This is a genomic window from Microcoleus sp. Pol12B3, assembly GCF_036701355.1.
Taxonomy (GTDB): Bacteria; Cyanobacteriota; Cyanobacteriia; order Cyanobacteriales; family Microcoleaceae; genus Microcoleus.
This window is the reverse complement of record NZ_JAUBQS010000069.1, coordinates 25,720-32,704: the sequence shown is the minus strand read 5'-3', so window position 1 is coordinate 32,704 and position 6,985 is coordinate 25,720. Positions and strand designations below refer to the sequence as shown.

Sequence of the window (6,985 nt, the reverse complement as noted above, 5' to 3'; positions counted from 1 at the left end):
TCACCAAATCCGATTAGCAATTCTGAAGGCTCAACCGCCTCTATTTTCTCCATCCTTTACATAAAAGCACTACCCAACTTTTTTACCACCGTAAATTTTAATCATCAAAAATATCCAACTGTTCGCCCTCCGACTGTTTTTTGCCATCTTTTTTAACACCTTTCCGCAGCCCGATCGCAATTTTGCTATGTTTCTCAATCTGCTTCATCACCTGTCTCGCCCTGTCAATCACCGACGACGGTAAACCAGCTAATCTGCCCGCTTCAATTCCGTAAGATTTGTCAGCACCTCCCGGCTGAACTTGGTGCAAAAATACAATTTGATCCGGCAATTCTTTCACTGTCACCTGATAATTTGCGACATTATCCAAAATAGAAGCTAACTCATTCAATTCGTGATAGTGAGTCGCAAAAATTGTCCGCGCCCGAATCTCGCTTGCTAAATATTCTGCCACAGACCAAGCAATCGACAGTCCGTCAAAAGTCGCCGTTCCCCTGCCAATTTCATCTAACAAAACTAATGATTGCGGCGTCGCGTGATTGAGAATATTTGCAGTTTCGTTCATTTCCACCATAAACGTAGACTGACCGGTTGCCAAATCATCGACGGCGCCGACGCGGGTAAAAATACGATCGCAAATTCCCAAACTCGCAGCTTTCGCAGGCACATAACTGCCCATCTGCGCCATTAACTGGATCAAACCCACCTGCCGCAAGTAGCAGCTTTTCCCGCTAGCATTCGGCCCGGTTAAAATAATTAAATCTGGGCGGTTTAGCGATTCTTCCCGACCCAAAAAAGCAGAATTAGGTACAAAAAATCCGGGCGGCAAAGACTTTTCCACCACCGGGTGACAACCTTCAATAATTTTAATTTCCCGACTTTCTGTCATAGTCGGGCGGCAGTAATTCTGGTAAACTGCTACTTCTGCCAAACCGCACAAAACATCCGCCGCCGCCACGGCGCGGGAAACGTTGCGAATAATTTCGGCGTGTTCTCCTACCTCCGATCGCACTTTAGCAAAAATATCGTATTCCAATTGATTTAAATCTTCCCGCGCTGTCAGAATTCGCACTTCCCTTTCTTTTAATTCTTCAGTGCTGTAGCGTTCTTCATTGGTGAGAGTTTGCTTGCGGGTGTAGTCCTTCGGCACTTGGTCTACTTTTGATTTGGTAATGCTGATGTAATAGCCGAAAGCTTTATTGTAGCCTACTTTTAGATTAGAAATTCCCGTGCGCTTTCTCTCGGTTGCTTCTAAATTTGCAATCCATTCTTGGTCGGCTGATGCAGTGTGGCGCATTTCATCTAGCATGGGATTGATTCCCGCTCGAATCAAGCCTCCTTCTTTTAAATGAATCGGCGGTTCGTCAACTAAGTGATCGTGAATTTTACTTGCTAATTCTTCTAAAATTGGCGGTACATTTTGCAGCGCTTTCAAATATGGCGATCGTCCTTGGGCTGCGATCGAGGCTAATTCTGGCAGTTTTCCCAGAGAATCAGCTAAAGCGACCAAATCCCGCGCGCTAGCTGTTCCAGAACCCGCGCGGCCTGTCAGTCTTTCGATGTCGTAAATTTGGCGAAGCAACTGCTGAAAATCTTGGCGCAAGCCGTTATTTTCTACTAATTCTTGAATCGTGTCATGTCGGGCGCAAATGCCTTTAATGTTGAGCAAAGGTTGCAGCACCCAGCGGCGCAAAGCGCGGCCTCCCATTGCGGTGCTGGTTTTGTCTATAGCCCACAGCAGCGAACCGTGAAAAACCCCATCTCTCACCGTTTGAGTAATTTCTAGATTGCGGCGGGTTTGGTAGTCGAGTATGAGAAAATCCGTGAGAGTGTAAGTATGCAATCTTTGCAAAGAAACTGCTTTTTCCTTTTGAGTTTCTTCGAGATATTGCAACAAACCCCCGGCGGCGCGCACTGCGAGGGGCAAATGGCCGCATCCCATACCTTCAAGCGATCGCACTTTGAATTTTTGCAGGATTCTCTGTTTTGCTTCGGGCAAAGTAAACGGAATTTGCGATCGCAAAGAATAGCAAAACGAATTCGGCAAACAATCGGGCAAATGCTCGGATTTCTCTCCGGGTCTCAACATAGTCACCAAATCCGGCGCATTAGTCGGTACCAAGACTTCCGAAGGCTGCAAGCGCAGCAATTCTAGGGTTAATTGTTCTAAAGTGTCGGCTTGGGTAGTGACGAATTCTCCGGTAGAAATATCTGTATAAGCCAATCCCCAATGTTCCCCCGCTATCACAATTGCGGCTAAAAAATTATTTTGCCTGGGTTTGAGCATTCCGTCATCAGTCAAGGTTCCGGGAGTGAGAATGCGGGTAATTTCTCGCTTGACTTGGCGGCCTTCTTTCGCAGCAATTGAGGCATCTTCTACTTGGTCGCAAACTACCACAGCATAGCCTTTTTCTACTAACATTGAAGTGTAGCGGTCGAGGGCGTGGTGCGGCACTCCTGTCATCGGCACTCTGCCAATTTCCTTGCCGCTTTCTTTGCTAGTACAAACAAGTTCTAATTCCTGCGAAATAGTAACTGCATCTTGGAAAAAACACTCAAAAAAATCTCCGACTCGAAACAATAAAAGTGCGTGGGGATACTGTTCTTTCACTTCCACATACCGCTGCATCATCGGCGTCAGCTTGGTGAATTCTAGTAGGCGGTGGTCGGCATTGCGGATGTTGGGTTGAGTGGGGTCTGTTGGGGTAGATGCAGTGTAAGGCATAAAAGGCGATCGATAAATTTTAATCTTTAACAACTTTAGCGCAAGCTCGGCTTTTAGCTATAACTAATATACAATATTTGACGATTAATCCTCCTTAAGCAGGGTGCGTGATTCTCCATATTGGGGAACAGTGTTGAGCTATACAAAAGTCACGCACCCTACTTAATAATCGATAAACCCGCTTGTAGTTGAGAATTTTTGGGTCGCTTTTTATCTAATGTGAGCTTAAGCCTCCGCCCTAGTGAGATCAAGTGCGAAATTATTATTTATTGTGAGAGGAGAGCGATCGGCGATCGACAAAAACAATCTCAGCTATGTAGTTGTTAGCTGTTATAGCAGATGTTGAAGGAAGAAAGAAGAAGGAAAAAGGAAAAAGGAAGAAGGCTTTAGTTATCTAGAGAGAAGGAAGAAAGCTTTAGTTATCTATGAGAGAAGTAAAAAGCAATCTTAGGCAACGGTTTCAGCAATTAAGAACGTTCTAACCGTCGGGTGCGGTTGCTATAACTTTTGGGGCTTAACAGAAGAATGTGAAATCTCCCGCACTTTAGCTAGAGGAGAAACTTTACATTTTTCTTATTTAAAACAGCCGGAAGATAGATTTATAAATTATACCTCGGATAGAGAGACTAAATATTTTATATGCTTAAGATTAACAACATCCAAGCGAATAATTTATCGGCTTAGTAAAGGTAAGATTTAGAATCAAAAATCTGTTCGCTAGTAGTTAACTAGAGGAGAACGAAATAATGAAAGCTCTTTGCTGGCACGGAGCAAATGACGTGCGGGTTGATAATGTACCAGACCCAACAATTATCAATCCGCGCGATGCGATAGTTAAAATCACGTCTACAGCAATCTGCGGCTCAGATTTGCACCTCTACAATGGCTTCATCCCGACAATGCAATCGGGCGACATTCTGGGTCACGAATTCATGGGGGAAGTAGTCGAACTCGGCAGCGAAGTCAAGAACTTAAAAAAGGGCGATCGCGTCATCATTCCTTTTACTATTTCTTGCGGCAGTTGCTTTTTTTGCAACCGCGATTTGTGGTCGCTGTGCGACAACTCCAACCCCAATGCTGGGCTGGCTGAAAAAATGTTCGGTCATTCGCCTGCAGGACTGTTTGGCTACTCGCATTTAACAGGCGGTTATGCAGGAGGTCAAGCAGAATACGCGCGGGTTCCGTTTGCAGATGTCGGCCCTTTAAAAATTCCCGACGGACTTTCTGACGAACAAGTATTGTTCCTCACCGATATCTTTCCTACCGGTTACATGGCGGCTGAAAACTGCGACATTCAGCCGGGGGATACTGTAGCAGTTTGGGGATGCGGGCCAGTCGGACAATTTGCAATCAGAAGCGCGTTTATGCTGGGGGCCGATCGAGTAATTGCGATCGACCGCATACCGGAACGCTTGCAAATGGCGGCCGCGGCCAAAGCAGAAATCATCAACTACGAAGAAATAGACGCCGGGGAAGCCGTCACCGAAATGACGGGGGGACGCGGGCCCGACTCTTGCATCGACGCGGTGGGGATGGAAGCCCACGGTACCGGTCTCGACGCTTTGTACGACAAAGCCAAGCAAGCCGTGCGGTTGGAGAGCGATCGACCTACGGCCCTGCGACAAGTGATCCTGGCGTGTCGCAAGGGCGGCACAGTGTCAATTCCCGGCGTTTACGGCGGCTTCGTTGACAAAGTGCCCCTCGGTGCAGCTTTCAACAAAGGCTTGACCATGAAAATGGGGCAGACGCACGTTCACCGCTATTTGCGGCCTTTGCTCGATCGCGTTCAAAAAGGCGAAATTGACCCGTCATTCGTAATTACGCACCGAATGAAATTGGATGAAGCGCCCCACGGCTACGACATTTTCAAAAACAAAAAAGACAACTGCATCAAAGTTGTCCTCAAACCCTAACTCGCATTTACCCTTCACGGAAAAACTATGCTTTTACAAGAAAAAGAATCAGGCGACTTGATAGAAATCCTCGATGTAGATGCTTTAATCAGCCCTACAAAACAAGAAGTGCCGGGAAAAAATCAAGCTGGTCAAGAAGAGCAAGAGAAAGCAACTTTTCCAAAAAGTAATTTAGTCTTTCCTTCCGGTGAAGCTCTGCCGCGCTGCTGGACTGAGGAAAATTATCAAACTCATTGATTCCACTGATTCTCCCCATCCCCTTTAACAAGGGGGGAGGGGAAGCTAGGGGTAGGAACAGGGCACATAGGTGTCAACTTAACCCGAAAAATCGCTGTGAGACGGAAGTCCCTGTCTAAAGGTTCGTAGTGGGGACTTCCGTCTCCGATTGACTAATTAAATAATTGTGGACTAAAGTTTTTACTACAAAATAGTTTTTTGGAATAAGTCTAATAACTAACAACAAATAAGTTATGCAATTGCAAGCAGTAATTCTCGATATAGACGGTACTCTGACGCTCAGCAATGACGCCCACGCTCAAGCTTGGGTAGAGTCATTTGCGGCTTACGGCTACGAGGTGCCGTTCGAGAAAGTTCGCCCGCTAATTGGTATGGGAGGCGACAAAGTTATACCCAAAATGGTATCAGAACTTTCCGACGAAGCAGGCGACGGGAAAAAGATTGCACAGCGGCGCAAAGAACTGATTATTAACCGCTTTGCTCCCGAACTTTCTCCAACCCCCGGTTCGCGGGATTTGCTGTTAAAAATGCAGCAAGAAGGATTGCGGCTAATTATTGCGACTTCAGCTACCACTGAAGAACTTTCCGGTTTGCTGAAAGCTGCACAAGTTGACGATTTATTGGATCAAGCGACGACATCGAGTGACGCGGAAGCTTCTAAACCGGAACCGGATATTGTGGAAGCTGCTTTGAGCAAATTGCAGATGGAAGCGAGTCAGACTGTGATGTTAGCTGATACTCCTTACGATATCGAAGCTGCGGGCAAGTGCGGGGTGCCAGTAATTGCTTTTCGGTGCGGAGGTTTCGATGATGCTTCGCTGGCAAATGCTGCGGCAATTTACGATCACCCTGCTGATTTGTTGGCGCATTATGACGACTCTATATTTAGGGAAAAAGGAGTTGGTAGCGCGTTGAAGTAATACGGGCGATCGCGGGTGGATTGCCACTATTAAGCGCGATCGCTCACAATCCACTCTACCTGATGGGCTTCTGTGCGATCGGGAATATCCAGCCGCGCAGCTAATTTTTGAATCACTGCTTCTGGGACTGCGGCTGGGCGCGATCGATTCCGCTGCAATATTTCTTCTAGAGGTACTTCCAGATAAACAATGCGAATGCGCGCTTGGTAAGCAGCAAAAAAATTAATTAATTGCTGTCGCATTTGTTTAGTGGTATTCGTGGCGTTCCACACAAAAGAACGCCCCTCGTTCATGTATTCGCGCGCTCTTTGTTTGGCGGCTGTGACCACATTTCCAGGGGTTTCGTCGGGAGGGACATTCATCTCTTTTCGCAGTGCATCGAGCGAGATTACTGGCAAATGTGGGAGATTTTTCCGAATCCAATAATCTTTACCACTTGCGGGCAAGCCAGACATCAAAATTACTTCGCATTTAGTGTCGTCAAATGCTTCGTAATCCGGGTTTCCATTCTCTTTGCGGAAGTAGATAAATCGGCTGTGTGGTGATGGGAATTGTCGGGGAGAATCCAAACAATTATTTTCTTGACAAAACTCCCGAAATAGTTCTATTTTATCGAGCAGTTCTTGTCTGTCGCTACACTGACGGCCGCGCACGTCTGCTTCGGCTAAAAGTGCGAGGAAATCGCAGCGGACAACTTGACTAACTTTAATTACGGACTGTTGCGGGTTGGGTTTGTCTATCAGCCAGATGGGTAAACTGCCGAATTGGACGATCGCCACCACTGTTTCGCGAATCTCAAACTGCACTGGCGGCTCGAATTGAGATAAAATTTGTCTGACCATTCTCGCACCTTGGCGGGCGTGACCTTTTGAGCTAATTCTGCCGTCGGCTTCTATTTTTGTAAAGGCTGGTTTGGCGACATCGTGCAGCAAAGCGGCGGCAAAAAGTATCGATCGTTCTTGCACGGGTAATTGACGCCAATTTGGGGAAGATATTAAGGCTTGGCAGACCATTCTGGTATGAATTAAAACGTCTCCTTCGGCGTGATAAATCGGGTCTTGCTGACATCCTTTTAAGTTTTGAATCCAATCGAAATGATTTTGAATGCTGTCCCAATCGAGAAACCAATCGGGCGGTTGGGGACAAAAGGGAAAAGTCCAAGGCGGAGATAACAGTGCAGTCATAAATTC

Annotated in this window: 5 protein-coding genes; 3 read left to right on the top strand and 2 right to left on the bottom strand. The window is 46.5% G+C overall.

Annotated elements, in window-relative coordinates; translation table 11 throughout:
- Positions 1–97: 97 nt before the first annotated feature.
- On the bottom strand, positions 98–2,725 hold the full coding sequence (mutS, locus tag QUA53_RS24775; protein WP_333094803.1) for a DNA mismatch repair protein MutS: 2,628 nt from the start codon (positions 2,723–2,725) through the stop codon (positions 98–100).
- Positions 2,726–3,471: 746 nt separating this feature from the next.
- Between mutS and QUA53_RS24770 the strand changes: the two genes are divergently transcribed.
- The 3 genes from QUA53_RS24770 to QUA53_RS24760 all read left to right on the top strand — a co-directional run bounded on the left by QUA53_RS24770 (position 3,472) and on the right by QUA53_RS24760 (position 5,795).
- A complete protein-coding gene (locus QUA53_RS24770) occupies positions 3,472–4,638 on the top strand; it encodes a zinc-dependent alcohol dehydrogenase (protein WP_333094801.1) in 1,167 nt (388 codons plus the stop codon).
- A gap of 27 nt (positions 4,639–4,665) precedes the next feature.
- Positions 4,666–4,875 carry an acetyltransferase gene (locus QUA53_RS24765; RefSeq protein ID WP_333094800.1) on the top strand — a complete coding sequence of 70 codons (210 nt, stop codon included), beginning with the start codon at positions 4,666–4,668 and terminating at the stop codon, positions 4,873–4,875.
- A 233-nt stretch (positions 4,876–5,108) separates the two neighbouring features.
- Positions 5,109–5,795, top strand: coding sequence for an HAD family hydrolase (locus QUA53_RS24760; RefSeq protein WP_333094799.1), 687 nt, complete (start codon positions 5,109–5,111; stop codon positions 5,793–5,795).
- 29 nt (positions 5,796–5,824) lie between these two features.
- On the opposite strand, the gene QUA53_RS24755 is transcribed toward QUA53_RS24760, so the two are convergent.
- Positions 5,825–6,979, bottom strand: coding sequence for an AAA family ATPase (locus QUA53_RS24755; protein ID WP_333094798.1), 1,155 nt, complete (start codon positions 6,977–6,979; stop codon positions 5,825–5,827).
- Positions 6,980–6,985 lie beyond the last annotated feature (6 nt).